Origin of the sequence: Bradyrhizobium agreste, assembly GCF_016031625.1 — a bacterium.
Classification (GTDB): Bacteria; Pseudomonadota; Alphaproteobacteria; order Rhizobiales; family Xanthobacteraceae; genus Bradyrhizobium; species Bradyrhizobium agreste.
On the sequence record NZ_JACCHP010000005.1, the window covers coordinates 77,433 to 92,711 of the forward strand.

General features: G+C 64.5%; 12 protein-coding genes. 6 read left to right on the forward strand and 6 right to left on the reverse strand.

What is annotated here, in order from left to right; all coding sequences use genetic code 11:
* Nucleotides 1–10: 10 nt before the first annotated feature.
* A complete protein-coding gene (locus HZZ13_RS08885) occupies nt 11–1,207 on the reverse strand; it encodes an FAD-dependent monooxygenase (RefSeq protein ID WP_197959256.1) in 1,197 nt (398 codons plus the stop codon).
* 148 nt (nt 1,208–1,355) lie between these two features.
* Between HZZ13_RS08885 and HZZ13_RS08890 the strand changes: the two genes are divergently transcribed.
* Nucleotides 1,356–1,832: a MarR family winged helix-turn-helix transcriptional regulator gene (locus HZZ13_RS08890; protein ID WP_197959485.1), complete on the forward strand. Its 477-nt coding sequence runs from the start codon at nt 1,356–1,358 to the stop codon at nt 1,830–1,832.
* Here HZZ13_RS08890 and HZZ13_RS08895 read toward each other — a convergent pair.
* From HZZ13_RS08895 to HZZ13_RS08905, 3 genes are all read right to left on the reverse strand, one after another.
* Nucleotides 1,801–3,057, reverse strand: a complete 1,257-nt coding sequence (locus HZZ13_RS08895) for an O-antigen ligase family protein (RefSeq protein ID WP_197959257.1) — start codon at nt 3,055–3,057, stop codon at nt 1,801–1,803. The genes HZZ13_RS08890 and HZZ13_RS08895 overlap by 32 nt on opposite strands.
* 161 nt (nt 3,058–3,218) lie before the next feature.
* Nucleotides 3,219–4,769: an undecaprenyl-phosphate glucose phosphotransferase gene (locus tag HZZ13_RS08900; protein WP_197959258.1), complete on the reverse strand. Its 1,551-nt coding sequence runs from the start codon at nt 4,767–4,769 to the stop codon at nt 3,219–3,221.
* 118 nt (nt 4,770–4,887) lie between these two features.
* Entirely contained in the window at nt 4,888–6,021 is a 1,134-nt protein-coding gene (locus tag HZZ13_RS08905) for a glycosyltransferase family 4 protein (protein ID WP_197959259.1), read from the reverse strand.
* Between the two features lie 202 nt (nt 6,022–6,223).
* Here HZZ13_RS08905 and HZZ13_RS08910 point away from each other — a divergent pair, with 202 nt between their 5' ends.
* Nucleotides 6,224–8,524 (forward strand): GumC family protein, encoded by a 2,301-nt coding sequence (locus tag HZZ13_RS08910; RefSeq protein WP_197959260.1) that lies wholly within the window; start codon nt 6,224–6,226, stop codon nt 8,522–8,524.
* Nucleotides 8,525–8,766: 242 nt separating this feature from the next.
* Here HZZ13_RS08910 and HZZ13_RS08915 read toward each other — a convergent pair whose 3' ends face one another.
* Entirely contained in the window at nt 8,767–9,948 is a 1,182-nt protein-coding gene (locus tag HZZ13_RS08915; RefSeq protein WP_197959261.1) for a GNAT family N-acetyltransferase, read from the reverse strand.
* A 129-nt stretch (nt 9,949–10,077) separates the two neighbouring features.
* On the opposite strand from HZZ13_RS08915, the gene HZZ13_RS08920 reads away from it, so the two are divergent.
* Nucleotides 10,078–11,124 (forward strand): polysaccharide deacetylase family protein, encoded by a 1,047-nt coding sequence (locus HZZ13_RS08920; protein ID WP_197959262.1) that lies wholly within the window; start codon nt 10,078–10,080, stop codon nt 11,122–11,124.
* On the opposite strand, the gene HZZ13_RS08925 is transcribed toward HZZ13_RS08920, so the two are convergent.
* Nucleotides 11,108–11,329: a DUF2842 domain-containing protein gene (locus HZZ13_RS08925; RefSeq protein ID WP_197959263.1), complete on the reverse strand. Its 222-nt coding sequence runs from the start codon at nt 11,327–11,329 to the stop codon at nt 11,108–11,110. The two genes, HZZ13_RS08920 and HZZ13_RS08925, sit on opposite strands and share 17 nt — an antisense overlap.
* Before the next feature lie 290 nt (nt 11,330–11,619).
* Here HZZ13_RS08925 and HZZ13_RS08930 point away from each other — a divergent pair, with 290 nt between their 5' ends.
* The 3 genes from HZZ13_RS08930 (at nt 11,620) to HZZ13_RS08940 (ending at nt 14,951) form a co-directional block, all read left to right on the forward strand.
* Nucleotides 11,620–12,285 (forward strand): hypothetical protein, encoded by a 666-nt coding sequence (locus HZZ13_RS08930; protein WP_197959264.1) that lies wholly within the window; start codon nt 11,620–11,622, stop codon nt 12,283–12,285.
* A 121-nt stretch (nt 12,286–12,406) separates the two neighbouring features.
* Nucleotides 12,407–13,714, forward strand: coding sequence for an adenylate/guanylate cyclase domain-containing protein (locus tag HZZ13_RS08935; RefSeq protein WP_197959265.1), 1,308 nt, complete (start codon nt 12,407–12,409; stop codon nt 13,712–13,714).
* Between the two features lie 265 nt (nt 13,715–13,979).
* Nucleotides 13,980–14,951 (forward strand): dienelactone hydrolase family protein, encoded by a 972-nt coding sequence (locus tag HZZ13_RS08940; RefSeq protein ID WP_197959266.1) that lies wholly within the window; start codon nt 13,980–13,982, stop codon nt 14,949–14,951.
* Nucleotides 14,952–15,279: the final 328 nt, after the last annotated feature.

Sequence of the window (15,279 nt, forward strand, 5' to 3'; positions counted from 1 at the left end):
GGAGAAGAGATCACACCGCCCGCGCATCATACGCGTACATGAAATCCATGCCTTTGGCGCCCAGCGGCAGCAGCCATTTCAGCATCTGATTGCGCATCCAGGCGCCGGCGGCGCTGAACTCGCGCTTGCTGTTGCCGTTGCGGCGAGCCATGGCGACGATCTTCTCGGTGCGCGGGCGGCGCTCGGCTTCGAAGGCCTGGAAGGTGGCGCCGAGCTCCTGTCCCTCCTGCATCAGCCGCGCAAGCCGCATCGCGTCCTCCAGCGCCAGCGAGGCGCCCTGGCCGGCATGGGGGCTGGTCGCGTGAGCGGCATCGCCGATCAAGAGCGAACGCTTGCGCGACCAGGTCGGCAGGGTCGCGACGTCGAGCGTGTCGGTGACCACGATGTTCTCGGCCGCTTCGATGATGGCGGGGATCGGATCATGCCAGCCATGATGGAAGCTAAGCAGATGCTGCTTCAGCGTGGCATGGTCGAGCGCGCGGAACATCGCCGCGTCCATGCCGTGCGCCGGCTGCGTGCTCCACCACATCACGCCGTCCATCGGATCGGGGCTGCAATAGCCGTAGCCGAAGAAGCCGCTCTGGCCGAACGTCGTCTCGACGTGCTTGCCGATGGGTCTGCCGTCGAGCACGGCGTGCGGCACGAAGCCGCCGAAGCCGATCAGGCCGGTGTCGAACGGCTGCGGGCCATCAGGCACGACCTGGCGGCGCACCACCGAGTGCACGCCGTCGGCGCCGATCAGGAAGTCGCCTTCGGCGGTGGTGCCATCGGCGAAGTAGGCGATGATCGGCTGGTCGCCGCGGTCCTCGATCTTGATCAGGCGCTTCTCGAAATACAGCGAGACGCAGGCGCACCAGGCCTTGTCGATCAGGATCTCGTTCAGCGTGGCGCGCGAGATGTTGACGGCCGGCTGGCCGAAGCGCCGCGCCATGTCGCGATTGATCGAGCCGAGCTTCTCGCCGCCCTGCGAATAGAAGTCGAAGGCTTCCGCGACCGAACCGCGGCGGACCAGCTCGTTCGCGAGCCCGATCTCCTCCAGCACATGCATGCCGTTCGGTGCGATCTGCAGGCCGCCGCCGATACCTTTCGAGTAGGGCCAGGCCTCGTAGATCGCGGATTCAATTCCGGCGCGGCGCAGCAGGATCGCGGCGACGGGTCCGGCGATGCCGGCGCCGATGATCAGCGCCTTGCGGGGACGGTGGGCCATGGCTTGCTCCCGACGTTTGCGTGATGATACGAGAGTGTTACGGTTGCTAAATATCTTAGCGACTAAGATATATGCCGAGTAAGATAAGAGGCCGGTCTTGTCAAGGACGAAGGCGCGCGCGGCGCTGTTGCTGGAGCTCGAGGAGGCGATGCGCAGGTCGTCGGCGCAAGGCGTGCTCTACGGCCAGACCGTCGCCAACGTTGCCGGAATTGCCAATTCCGACCTCGAATGTATGGACATCCTGTACCTCGAGGGCCGCGTCACCGCAGGCCGGCTCGCCGAGGTCACGGGCCTGACGACCGGTGCGATCACCGGCGTCGTCGACCGGCTCGAGAAGGCCGGCCTCGTCCGCCGCGAGCGCGACGAGAAGGATCGCCGCAAGGTGTTCATCGCGGTCGTGCCCGAGGCGATCGCCAACCTCGGCCAATTCTACGTGCCGATGCAGCAGGCGATGGAGAAGGTCTTTGGCGCCTATTCCGACGAGGAGCTGCGCTTGCTGCTGCGCTTTGCCAATGAGGCTCACAAGGGCGCGCTGGCGGCAACCGAGGCGCTGAAGGGGCTGCTCGATACGCCCCCGGAGAAACGCCCCGAGCTCAAGCTGAAGAAGCGTCCTCGCCAGTCCTAGCCTTGTAGGCCTGCGCGGCCGCGATCATGGCCCACATCGCGCCCAGCATCATCCAGAAGTGCCGCCAGTGGTCGGTGTCGATGACGAAGCTTTCGCCGACGGTGCCGAGGAAGGCGGAAAACACCGCGAGATAGGCGCGCTGCCACGGCACGCGGACGAAGACGTGGCGGAAACCCATGATGACGGTGGTGAAGACCAGCGCGGGATAACACACACCGGAGAGCCAGCCGCCGGACATGAAGGCGTTGAGGTAGGAATTGTGGGTGTCCTCGGGGAAGTAGCGGTGGAATTGCAATGGACCGATGCCGAACGGCAGGTCGAGCGCCATCTCCGCACCTAGGATGTGGCGGCCGAACCGGCCGAAGCGGCCTTCGTCATAGCTCTGGCCGAAGCTCGCGCGCTGCTTGAACATCTCGGCGGTGGCATCTAACGACAGCAGCACGGCGATCAGCGCGAGGCCAAGCACGGCGGCGACGATCGCCATGATGACGATGCGCGAGCGCTGCGCGTTGGTGCGGCTGGTCAGCACCATCAGCGCCAGCATGAAGGCGGAGGTCAGCGCCAGGCCGCCCCAGGCGGCGCGCGAGAAGGCGAGCAGGATCGCCAGCGACATGATGCCGAAGGCGATGACGTTGCGGAACGCCTTGGCCAGTTTGTCGGAGACCACGCTCTGGAGCGCGAACAGCGCCGGCAGGATCAGGAAGGCGCCGAGCACGTTCGGGTCCTTGAAGGTGCCGCGCGCGCGGCCGTACAGCGTGAGGAGATCGTTGCCGCCGGGAATCAGGTGAAAGTAGCCGGCGATCGCCAGCAGCGCGGCAATCATCGCCCCGACCACGAGGCCGCGGCGGAGCATGTTGAGCCGGGCCTCGGTGTCCTCGGACATGACCATGGCGAAGAACAATACGGTCACCGCCATGTACCAGGAGGTCGCGATCCAGCTCACCACCTCCGTCTGCTCGAACAGCGGAATCGCGCTGATGGTGTAGCCGACATTGAGCAGGATCAGCATCAACACCAGCGGCATCAGCACGAGCCGCAGGCGCAGGCCGGTGGCGAAGAAGGTGACGGTCGCGAGCAGCGTCGCGATCTCGTAAGGGCTCGGCTCGATGAAGACGATGGCGCCGGAGGCGCCGACCAGCCACACCAGCGCGCGCTGCAGCGCCAGCACGCCGGGCGCGACCGGTGCGGCAACGTTCACTCCACCGGCTGTTGCCGCATACGCCATCACACGCTCATACGCTTACACAACTCGTCGTCACAAGCATTGCTGTCATGCCCCGGCTTGACCGGGGCATCCAGTACTCCGCAGCGCCAGCCGTTTTCCGCAATAGGCGCCGCAGAGTACTGGATCGCCCCTTCAAGCCGGGCGATGACAGAAAAATCAACTCAATACGCGTTCTCGTTCTTGGTCAGCAGCGAGATCGGCGTCTTCAGGAGAATGACGAGGTCGAACAGCACCGACCAGTTCTCGATGTAATAGAGGTCGAACTCGACCCGCTTCTGGATCTTCTCTTCGTTGTCGATCTCGCCGCGCCAGCCGTTGATCTGGGCCCAGCCGGTGATGCCCGGCTTGACGCGGTGGCGGGCGAAATAGCCGTCGACGGCTTCGTCGAACAGCCGGCTCTGGAGCTTGCCCTGGACCGCATGCGGGCGCGGGCCGACCAGGGAGAGATTGCCTGAAAACACCACGTTGAAGAGCTGCGGCAGCTCGTCCAGGCTGGTCTTGCGGATGAAGCGGCCGACGCGGGTGACGCGCGGATCGTTCTTGGTCACGACCTTCGAGGCGGTCGGATCGGCCTGATGGTGGTACATCGAGCGGAACTTGTAGACGTCGATGCGCTCGTTGTTGAAACCGAAGCGCTTCTGTCGGAACAGCACCGGGCCGGGGCTGTCGAGCTTCACGGCGAGCGCGACCAGTCCCATCACCGGCAGCGCTGCGAGCAGCGCGAGGCAGCCGACGATACGGTCGAACAGCCATTTCATCACCAGGTCCCAATCGGTGATCGGCGCCTCGAACACGTCGAGCGTCGGCACCTCGCCGAGATAGGAATAGGAGCGGGGCCGGAAGCGCAGCTTGTTGGTGTGCGCGGACAGGCGGATGTCGACCGGCAGCACCCAGAGCTTCTTCAGCATCTCCAGGATGCGCGTCTCGGCCGAGATCGGCAACGCGAACAGCACGAGGTCGACGCGGGTGCGGCGGGCGAACTCGACGATGTCGTCGACCTTGCCGAGCTTGCGCGCGCCGGCACAGGTGTCGAGCGCACGGCTGTCGTTGCGGTCGTCGAACACGCCGAGCACGTGGATGTCGGAATCCTCCTGCGCCTTCAGCGCTTCGACCAGCTGCTCGCCGTTGCTGTCGGAGCCGACGATGATGGTGCGGCGGTCGAGCCGACCCTGGCGCGCCCAGGCCCGGACCAGCGAGCGCAGCACCAGACGCTCGGCGATCAGGGCTGCGAGCCCGAGGAAGTAGAAGGCGGCCAACCACAGCCGCGACACCTCGCTGCCGAACTTGGCGAAGAAGGAGATGCCGATGAAGAGCAGGAAGACGAAGGACCAGGACGAGATCATCCGCGTCATCTGCCGGAGCTGACCACGGAACAGCTGCACCTGATAGATGTCGGCGGCCTGGAAGCAGACCACGGCGGCGATGGCGACGGCGATAACCTCGGCTGGATAGATCCAGCTGAACGCCCCCGCGAGCGGCAGGACATAGCCGAGATAGACCGCGATGCCGACGAGGCTCAGCAGCATGAAATCGGCCAGGCGCACGAAACCGGCGATCACGATCGGCGAATAGGCGCGGGCGACCTTCTGGTTGACGACGTCGAGCGCCGCAGGCGAAAGCCGACGACGGCGCTCCACGAAGGGCTGGTCAGCGGGCTTCGCCGCAGCGCTGGCCGCGGCGTCGAGCATCGAGCGTGCGTTGAGCGGTTCCACGGGCGTCCACGTCCATTCCAAAAACCCGCGGCACGGCCTTGCGCGCCCGGGCAAGCATCCCCTGGCGCTTCGCTTATCGAACAAATCGGAAGATTCTCTAAAGCCGGCTTAAGGATGGTTAATGATTGGCAAATGCGTCGCGATAGCCGGCGAGCACGCCCTCGACCATTGCGGCCTGCGAGAAGTGTGTCGAGATGCGTTCGCGCAAGGAGAGTGCGCGTTGCTCGGTCGTTGGCGGATCGTCCAGCGCTGCGGCGATCGCCTCCGCCATGGCTTCGGAATCGCTGGGCGCGAACAGCGCGGGGCTGTCGATGCCCAGGATCTCGGGGATGCCGCCGATCTTGGATGCGATCATCGGAATGCCCGCGGCGCCGGCCTCGATCACGACGTAGGGCATGGAATCGCCGCGCGATGGGACGACGAGCAGCCGCCCCTTGGAGAAGCCGTAGCGCGCCTTGACGTGACCGATGAAGCGGATGGCGCTCGAAAGGCCCAGCCGCTCGACCTGCGCCTTCAGCGCGGCCGTCTCCTCGCCGTCGCCGCCGAGCGTGAGCGTGACCTTCTTGCCGCCTTCATGCAGGCGCGCCACGGCGTCGACCAGCAGGTCGGCGCCCTTGATGTGCCTGAACTCGCCGACATAGCAGAGGTCGGTCGCATCCTCGGCCGTGGTGACTGGCTCGAATTCCTCCGGCGTCACGCCGTTGAAGACGCAATGCACCACGCCCTTGGGCGTGCCGACGATGCGCTGATAGGTGTCGCGAGCAAAGGCACTCTCGAACAGGAAGAGGTCGGTCGAGTCCATCAGCGCGCGTTCGAGCCGCGCGTAGAACTCGCCCTTGAAGGTGTTGAGCGGATAGTGCAGCGAGCCGCCATGCGGGGTGTAGATGCGGATCGTGTCGTCCGAGCGCCGCCGCATGCGGATGAAGGCGCCGGCCTTGGCGCCGTGGCCATGCATCACGTCGGGCTTGAGCGCGGCGATAAGCCGGCGCATGCGGAGCCATACCAGGACGTCGTCAGGCGACGGTTCGCGGCGGATCGCCATGCGGTGCACGCCGAGCTTCAAGCGCGGCGCGAGCTCGGTCAGCGCCTTGTCGGCGCGCTCGCCGCCCGTGAGGCTGTCGGCGAGAATGCCGACATGATGGCCGCGGTCGACCTGGCCGTTGGCGACGTCGAGGATATGACGGAAGATCCCGCCGACCGGAGCGCGCACGGCGTGCAGGATGCGAAGCGGCCGGTCAGGAGAGGGAGGCATGAATCAAAACCAGCTCGACGGCGACTGCCGAACAATTCTCACGAAATAATCGAGATGGATTAAGGGGTCTCGTGGTTAACAAACGGTGACGGGCGCACGCGCGTAAGATGCCTGCGGTCACGATTAACCCAGCGGCAACCTTAATGGAGTGTAATCGCCCCGGTTGAGGTAGAGTCGCAGCATTGCCCTGCGGGAGTGTTCGATGCGTTTAGCGTTCTGGCGTGCCGGCAAGGACAAGGCTGTGATCGCGCGAGCCGTCGCCAAGTCCAAAGGCGAGGCTGCGCCCAAGACCGAAGCCAAGATTGAAAAGATCGAAGCGAAGCCCGAAGCGAAGTCCGTGCCCGTCATCGCCAAGCCGGCGCAGATCGAATCCGGCGACATCGACCTGCACGCGCTCGGTGCGGCCCTGGCGCGCAAGCGCGGCTGGGTCATCGTTCCGACGGTGCTGGCGCTCGTTGCGTCGCTCGCCATCGTCAATCTCGTCACGCCGCGCTACAAGTCCGAAACCCGCATCCTGATCGACGGCCGCGAGAACGTGTTCCTGCGTCCGAACAGCGACCGCACCGAGGAGCGGCAGGCGCTCGACGCCGAGGCCGTCACCAGCCAGGTGCAGCTGGTGCTGTCGCGCGATCTGGCGCGCGAGATCATCAAAAAGAACAAGCTCGCCGAGCGCCCCGAATTCGATCCCGTCCTGCAGGGCCTCTCGCCGCTGAAGTCGCTTGCCGCGCTCGTCGGCATCGGCCGCGATCCGTTCGCGATGACGCCGGAAGAGCGCGTGCTCGATTCCTATTACGAACGGCTTCAGGCCTACGCCGTCGACAAGTCGCGCGTGATCGTGGTCGAATTCCAGTCCGCCGATCCGGATCTCGCCGCACGCGTCGCCAACGCGATCGCCGACGGGTATCTCGTGCTGCAGCAGGCGGCGCGCCAGGAGCAGGCCAAGAACGCCAGCCATTGGCTGGCCGGCGAGATCGAGAATTTGCGCAAGAAGGTGTCGGAGGCCGAGGCCAGGGTCGAGGACTTCCGTTCCAAGTCCAGCCTGTTCGTCGGCACCAACAACACCACGCTGTCGAACCAGCAGATGGGCGAGGTCAACACCCAGCTCAACAATGCGCGCTCGATGAAGGCGGATGCGGAATCCAAGGCACGGCTGATCAAGGAGATGCTGCAGAGCGGCAAGCCGATCGAGGCATCCGAGGTCGTGAACTCCGAATTGATGCGCCGGCTGTCGGAGCAGAGGGTGACGCTACGGGCGCAGCTCGCCGAACAATCGTCGACGCTGCTCGGCAATCATCCCCGGATCAAGGAGCTGAGGGCGCAGCTCGGCGACCTCGACAATCAGATTCGCGACGAAGCGGCCAAGATCTCGCGCTCGCTCGAGAATGACGCCCGGATCGCCAGCGGCCGGGTCGATGGCCTCACCGTGAGCCTCGAGCAGCTCAAGAAGCAGGCGGCCTCGACCAACGGTCAGGACGTCCAGCTCCGCGCGCTGGAGCGCGAGGCCAAGGCGCAGCGCGATCTGCTCGAGACCTATCTCGCCAAGTACCGCGAGGCCAACACCCGCGAGACCATCGACACCGCGCCGACCGATGGCCGCATCATTTCGCGCGCCATCGTCTCGAACATGCCGGCCTATCCGAAGAAGCTGCCGATCGTGCTGATCGCGACGATCGCAACGCTGCTGCTCTCGTCCGGCGTCGTCGTCACTGGCGAGCTGCTGCGCCAGACCGCGCCGCGCGCGGCAATGGGCTCCGCGCAGGCGCCGGTGCGCCAGGAGCCGCTGGTCGTCCAGCCTGCTATCGCGCCTGTGGTCGAGAGGGGCAGCGAACCCATGTTGGATCCGGTGTTGGCAGAGCCCGCGCCGCTGCAGCCGGAGATGGCCGCCGACGTGGACACGAGCGAATTCGTCGAGATCGAACGTCTGGCCGACGATCTGCGTGCGGCGGGCGCCGCGGCCAGGAAGGTCACGGTGCTCGGCACGGCGCCCGGCGAAGCCATCACGCTGTCGACGCTGACGCTGGCGCGGAACCTGGCGCGCGATGCACGTGTCGTCGTGGTCGATCTCGCCGCGTCCTCGCCGACGATTGCCGCGGTATCCGCCGATGCACAGGCTCCCGGACTTGCCGAGCTGATGCAGGGCGAGGTCTCGTTCGCGCAAGTGATCACCCGGGACAAGCTGTCGCGTCTGCATCTGGTGATGGCCGGTCGTCCCGGCTTCGACCGCAGCCTGCTGCAATCGCCGCGCGTCGCGCTCGCGATCGACGCGCTGCTGCGGGCTTACGACCACGTGCTGATCGACGCCGGCAGCGCCTCCGACCTTCCGGCCGAGCTGTTGACGGCGCATGCCCGCGCCGTCGTGGTGCCGGACGCCGCGATGGCGAGCGATGCGCGCACGCAGATGTGCGAGCAGCTGAGAGCCGTCGGCTTCAGCGAGGTGGCGATGCTGAGCAAGCCGGTGCAGGCCTCGGACGCCGCCGAGACGCCGCGCGTCGTGGCGGCGTAGGCGAGGGAAGTCGCTGCCGGTTTCTTTCAATTTCCGCGCGGCCTCTTTCTTACCCTCCCTGGGGAGGGTCGATCCCGCGCAGCGGGAGCGGGGTGGGGTGATCTCTCCACTCGGGCACCGTTGGATGTGGAGAGACCTTCACCCCACCCCGTCTCACATTACGCTGCGCTCCATGTGAGCCGACCCTCCCCCTCCAGGGGAGGGTAAGTGAGCAGATCGCAAGTGGAGAGAGCGTTCGGCGTCTACCCGAACGCCTGCCGCAGTCGGCGGGCCATGTCGAACAGCATCTGGTTCTGCTTCACCAGCCGCTTGCCGTGGCTGAGCGAGGACATCGCCGTTGCCGCGAGCCTGCCGCGCGAGGTCAGGGGGACGAAGCTGTCGAAGATGTCCTCGTCGTCCTTGCAGAACATCCGCTTGTAATCGTCCGAACCGATACCGAGGTCGAGCGAGCGGTAGCCGCGCTCGCCATAGCGGTCGATGATGTAGCGCATCAGGATCAGGCCGGGGCTGTAGCGGGCGTGCTCGGACATCGTGTAGGTGTTGAACATCATCGAGAAGCGCTCGCCGTCGGCGACGCCAGCGAAGATCGCGATCACCTCCTCGTCGCATTCCAGCGCATGGATGTCGATGACATGACCGTCGCCGCGCGGCGCAAGGCAGGCGCTGCGCACGAATTGCTCGACGCCGGGTTCGGCGAAGACGTTTGGCAGCTTCTGCTCCGCCATCCGCGCCGGCTTGACGCGGAAGAACCAGTCGAGCAGGCGGCTGATGTCTGCGTCCGACGTGGCCATGTGATAGCGATAGCCGGCGAGGGACTGAAGTTTCTTCTCCTTGCTCTTGAGGCGGCGGCGGAGGGAATTGCTGATCCGCGATGCCGGCGGGCCGCCCGGCTCCATCACCAGTCGCGGACAGCCGTTGATCGCGCGCTGCCGCGGCAGGGCTGCAAACGGGTTTTGCTGGTCGTGCCAGCGCTCGGGCTGCTGCGTCAGCGCGAGCACGTCGACGTGCTCACCGAGTGGCGCAAGCAGTGCGTCGAGATCGGCGCCGGCGGCCTCTGCTGCGAACTCGGCGTTCCACAGGCCCATATTGAAGGTCGTGTGCTTGCCGCCCATGAAACAGGCGGTGCGCATGCCGTGGGCCTGGCGCAGCGAGAGCGGCAGCAGCAGGAGCGGCCGGCGCTCGGCGTCCCGCGCGATCACGATGAACGGGCGGGCACCTTCACGGGCGCCGACGAGGCGCTGCCACGGGCCGAGCAGATCGAAGCGCTGGTACGGCGTGAAGAGATGGCCGCTCGCCTCGAAGCCGCGCCAGACCACCTCGGCCTCGGCGAGATCGGTGACGATATCGACCCCCGCGATACGGCTCGCTTTCGACCGCGCTGGCGCTTCTGCCGTCCGGCTTTGCATCGCCGCAGCCATGGTCATTCGCGAAACCTGTCGAGAAATCGAAAATACGGAGTTCGGCCTGTGGCCGACCTTTGCAAACAAAGGTCAACAAAGGGTAATGACAATGGCAGAGGGAACGGACTGCCGGCGCGCGCGAAGGATGGGATTTTGGCTTCCGACGACAGATGGCTGGAACGGCTGCGCCTCGAGCTGGCCTGGTTCAGCGGCCAGGCCGTGCTGCGCAGTCGCGGTGCCGGCGCCATCCTGCGCTTCCGCTACGTGCGGCCGCGGCGGCGCGGATTCCAGCCGCTGCGCGAACACGAGATCACGCCGCAATTCCTCGATCGCGTCATCCGCGCGCTGAAGCGGTGGAACTACGATTTCATCGGCATGGACGAGGTCTGCCGGCGCGCGGTGACGCTGCCGGAGAAGCGACGCTTCGTGGCGTTGACCTTCGATGGCGCCAACAAGGATCTCATCACCTTCGCCTATCCGGTGCTGGCGCGTCACGCGGTGCCCTTCACGATCTATGTGCCGACCGCCTTTCCCGACGGTGTCGGCGAGGCCTGGTGGCTCGGGCTGGAACAGGTGATCGCGCGCGAGAGCCGCGTCAGCCTGATGATGGGCGAGAAGGAGCAGCGTTTCACCGTCGCCGACAAGGCCGGGAAGCAGGCGTTGTTCTCGTATCTGGAGAGCTGGCTGCGCTCGCTACCGCCGGCGGATGTGTCGGCCGCGATTGCCGATCTCTGCACGCGGTACCGGATCGAACTCGCCGCGCTCACGCGCGAGGGGTCGATGGATTGGGAAGACCTCGTCAGGCTCGCTGCCGATCCGCGCGTGACGATCGGCAGCGCGACGGTGAACTATCCGGTGCTGGCCAACATGAAGGACGCAGCCGCACTGCGCGAGATGACGATGGGCAAGGCCGTGGCGGAAGCGGCCTTTCGCCGCGAGATCCGGCATTTCGCCTTTCCGTTCGGCGACCGCGCTTCGTTCCGGCGCAGCCATGTCGTGATGGCGGAGCAGGCGGGCTTCGCCAGCGCGGTCTCGACGATCCCGGGCATCGTGGAGGCGGAGGGACGCACGAACTTGCGCGCGCTGCCGCGGATCTCCTGGGACGGACGGGTGCGCTCGCTGCGGATGCTGCGCGTGCTGGTGTCGGGCGTCGCCTTTGCGCCGGTGAGGCCGACCGGGAGCGCTACGAGCCAGACCTGACGCGATCGGGCCGCTGCATCCAGCTCACGATCGGCATCGCCGGGAGCACCCAGCCCATGCCGATGACGATGTAGTAGATCGCCTGCCGCCAGCCGGATTCCGCGATCCACGGCATCTGCGCCGCCGCCATGCCGAGCAGGGACCAGACAGTGGCCAGTACCAGGAGCAGGATGGCGCCGAGGAACTTGCGGGTGCGGATCGTCATGGGGGGGACTTTAAGGCTTTCGCGTAACTTGCGCTGCGGGAGCGGGGGACTATAAGGGGCATTCTGGTGTTCGCAAGCATCCATCTGACTCCACATGGATCGCAGGCAAGTAATTGATCTTGCGAACGTTTCCTTCCTGGCCTTCAATACGTCTAAACCGAAGTCCATACCGCTGTTTTGGGCAAGGCGGGACACTCGGCGGGACACTCCGCAAGGCAATTACCGGGCATTTCGACGTCCTCCGATTTCTCGGCGGGACACTCGAAGAACAGAACGGGAAACGAGCACCAATGACCAGCCTTAGGACCAAGACGAAGCGCCTCCAACTGGAACGCCGCAAGAAGCCCTACTTCATGAACACCGCGCCTGGGATCAGCCTGGGTTATCGCCGCCTTGAACTCGCCGGCTCCTGGTGCGTTCGCGCCGCCGATGGAGCCGGCAACAGTTGGCTCCGCGGCATCGATGCCATCGCCGACGATTACGAGGACGCGAACGGGGACACGGTCCTGACGTTCGAACAGGCGATCGAGCGGGCCAAGGAGCGCGCCCGTGGACTGCAGACCGATGTAAAGGCCGACCACAGCAAGGCGCCGCTCACCGTCGATGACGCGGTCAATCTGTACGAGGATGACCTGAAGGCCCGCGGTGGCGGCGTGCGCAATGCAACCGACATCCGCATTCATGTAAAGCCTGGCATGTTGGCGACAGAGGTGCAGGCGCTGACCAGCAAGGAGCTGCGGCCCCGACCTGTTCCGCGCCGCCTGCCGCTTCAACCTGGAGGGCATCGTGTCCAAGCACCGCGAGCGACCTTACCGCGCCGGGCGCTGCGAGCACTGGCGCAAGGTCAAGAACAGCGAGCATCCCGCGTTCAGTCGGGTGCGAGACGAGTTCTAGTACATCCGCTTCCGGGCGGACAGCAGATCAGTTGTGCTCGACGTAAGTCTTTCCGACTTTGACCCAAAGCGGACATGAGCACCTGGGGCCATCGCTACACTAAGCCATGAGCTTCTCGCCGCTCAATTGCACTGCTTGGCCGTTAGCCGTAAGCTCCCCACCGGGGTAGGCTTGAGGGAAGCCATGGTTGTCGAGACGCGCTATGTGACCAGCGGCGAGGTCTTCGTTGCGTATCAAATATCCGGACAGGACGGTCCGGACTTGCTCATGACGCCAGGCTTTGTATCGCATCTGGAGCAAGCGTGGGAGAATCCCAACGTCGCGCGCTTCCTCAACGGCCTCGGCTCGTTCTCCCGACTGATCCGATTCGACAAACGCGGCACGGGTCTCAGTGATCGTGGTGTCGGTGTCCCGCATCTCGATGAAAGGATCGACGATATCCGCGCCGTGCTCGACGCCGCAGGTTCTGAGAGAGCCTATTTGTTCGGTGTCTCGGAGGGTGGGCCGATGTCTATCCTGTTCACGGCGACCTATCCTGGGCGGGTCGCTGGTCTCATCCTGTTCGGCACGTATGCGCGCACAGTGGGCGCCTCCGTTCCGTTTGACGATTTTGCGGCCTTGGAGCGCGATATCCGGGCCAACTGGGGAACTGGCAAGAGTCTGCCAAGCTTCTCCCCGTCGGCAGCCGCAACTCCCGGGGCCATTGAGCGGTTCGCCAAGTTCGAGCGCTCGGCGGCCAGCCCGTCTGATGTGATCAATTTGTTGCGCATGAACCGCGAGATCGACGTGACGGCCATCCTGCCGTCGGTCCGTGTTCCTACGCTGGTCATGCATCGGCGCGACGACGTGCGCATTCGCGCACTCGCCGGCCGTGAGCTTGGTGAAAGAATTTCTGGCGCACGCTACACCGAACTACCAGGTAACGATCACCTCCCATGGTTCGGAGATCAGAATCGGCTCCTCGAGGAGATCAGACAGTTCATGGGTGTTTCCGCTACCGCCATCGAGGTCGATCGCGTCCTCTCGACTGTGCTGTTCACCGATATCGTCGATTCGACAAGGAAAGCCTCTTCGGTGGGCGACAGGCAGTGGCGTTCAACTCTGGAAGCGCATCATGCCGCGGTGCGTTCGGAACTGGAGCGGCATCGCGGTCGCGAAGTTAAGACCACGGGCGACGGATTTCTGGCCCTGTTCGACGGTCCGGCGCGCGCTGTTCGCTGCGCCCAGGGGATCGTCAGCGCGGTGCGGCCGCTCGATCTCGAAGTGCGGGCCGGCGTCCACACGGGTGAGGTCGAGATGATGGGCGATGATGTGGGCGGCATCGCTGTGCACATCGCAGCACGGGTAGCTCAGCTTGCGCATGCGAGCGAAGTGCTGGCCTCGAGCACGGTAAAGGATCTAGTGGCAGGTGCCGGCCTCAAGTTCGTCGACCAAGGACGGGTCGAGCTTAAAGGTCTCGCCGAGCCCATGCGCCTATTCGCAGCCGTCTGAATGAGTTTCGGTGTCGCCGATCCCGCCTTAGAAAGCTTAGACGCTATCGATGTCCCTTTGTGGCCCATCGCTGCCCAGCGGAATGCTCGGTGGGGCGTCGGCTGTCGGGTGTAGAGCGGAAACTGATTGCAGCGGTCTGGACCGCCGATTTTGAACCGACTCGGACCTGACGCAGATAAGCTTGTCGCGACGCAGCACATCATTTTGCGTGGAGGGTTCCACTAGCCATGATAGGGTCCGCAATGTTGGTTGGTGGGAGGGAGCAATGTGGAAGAATACGGCCGGTATCATTGTCGGCTTGATGCTCTGTATGCCAATCGCACATGCTCAGTTTGCCCGGCAGGACTTCATTCCGATACCGATTGAGGACATGACGGAGGCGGAATTCCTGACTGGGCAAAAAGGCAGGATCGTTACGATTGCGGGGGCGCTGCGTCTCCCGAAAATCGGTGAGAAACTTCCCGTAGTGGTGCTGATGCACGGTGGGGGCGGCATCGGCGGATCCAAAAACTATGTCGAAGTGTGGGCATCCGTTCTGAACACGGCCGGATATGGTACGTTCACGGTGGACAGCTTCAACGGACGCGGCGCCTTTTCGCGTGCTGACGTGGGCATTCCGTTCGGAAAGGTTACGCCGATCTCGCGGACCATAGACGCGTACCGCGCGCTGCAGGTTCTCGCGAAGCATCCCGGTGTCGATCCGACTCGGATCGTCCTCATGGGATTTTCGCACGGCAGTCATGCTGCCCTCTACGCCAATACCGAACGCTTCCAAAAGCAATATGGCTCGCCGGATCTCCAATACGCGGCGTACATTTCTGTGTACAGTTACTGCATTACCAGATTTCGCGGTGACGAGGGTCTGACGAAGCCACTTCTCATGCTGCACGGCGTCGCTGACGATTGGCTGCCAATCACCAAGTGCCGCGAGTATGCAGCGCGGCTACAAAAAGCCGGACGGAAGGTAAGCCTCATCGAGTACGCGGACGCACCTCATGCGTTCGACGCACCGGCCCTTGCTGCCGAGATCAAGGTTCCTGATGCCTATTCGGTTATCAACTGCTCGCTCGAAGAGGGCGAGAATGGAGCTATCTTGAACGCCGTCTCGAAGCAGCCCCTCACGCCGGAAGACCCGTGCGTGCGCAAGGGCCCGACGGCAGGCTACAACGAAGCAGCGATGAAGAAGGCGCATGAGGATGTGAAAGCGTTCCTCTTAGAGGTGTTCGCACAAAAATAGCCGGGGTTGAATTGGCCACGCCTGCGAGGAACCATGGAGGCAGCTTGGACTGTTGTTGGCCCATCTCGGACCTTCCGGCGTGTTTGCTCTTGGGCGGCCAACGGGGCACGAGCGGACATCAAGCGACCAGACGGGGTGCGCCTCTAGGACGCCCGTTCTCATCTTCACCGGGCTGGTGAGATCGGCAGAGCGGGTTTCGCTCAGGGTTACAACGCCTACTGGTCCCCAAACCACTTGCCGGCAACGGGGGTTTCTTTTGCTGGCCGGGACACTCACTGCATTTGCATCAATGCGACGATGATTTCGCAGGGAAATTTTCTCTATAGAC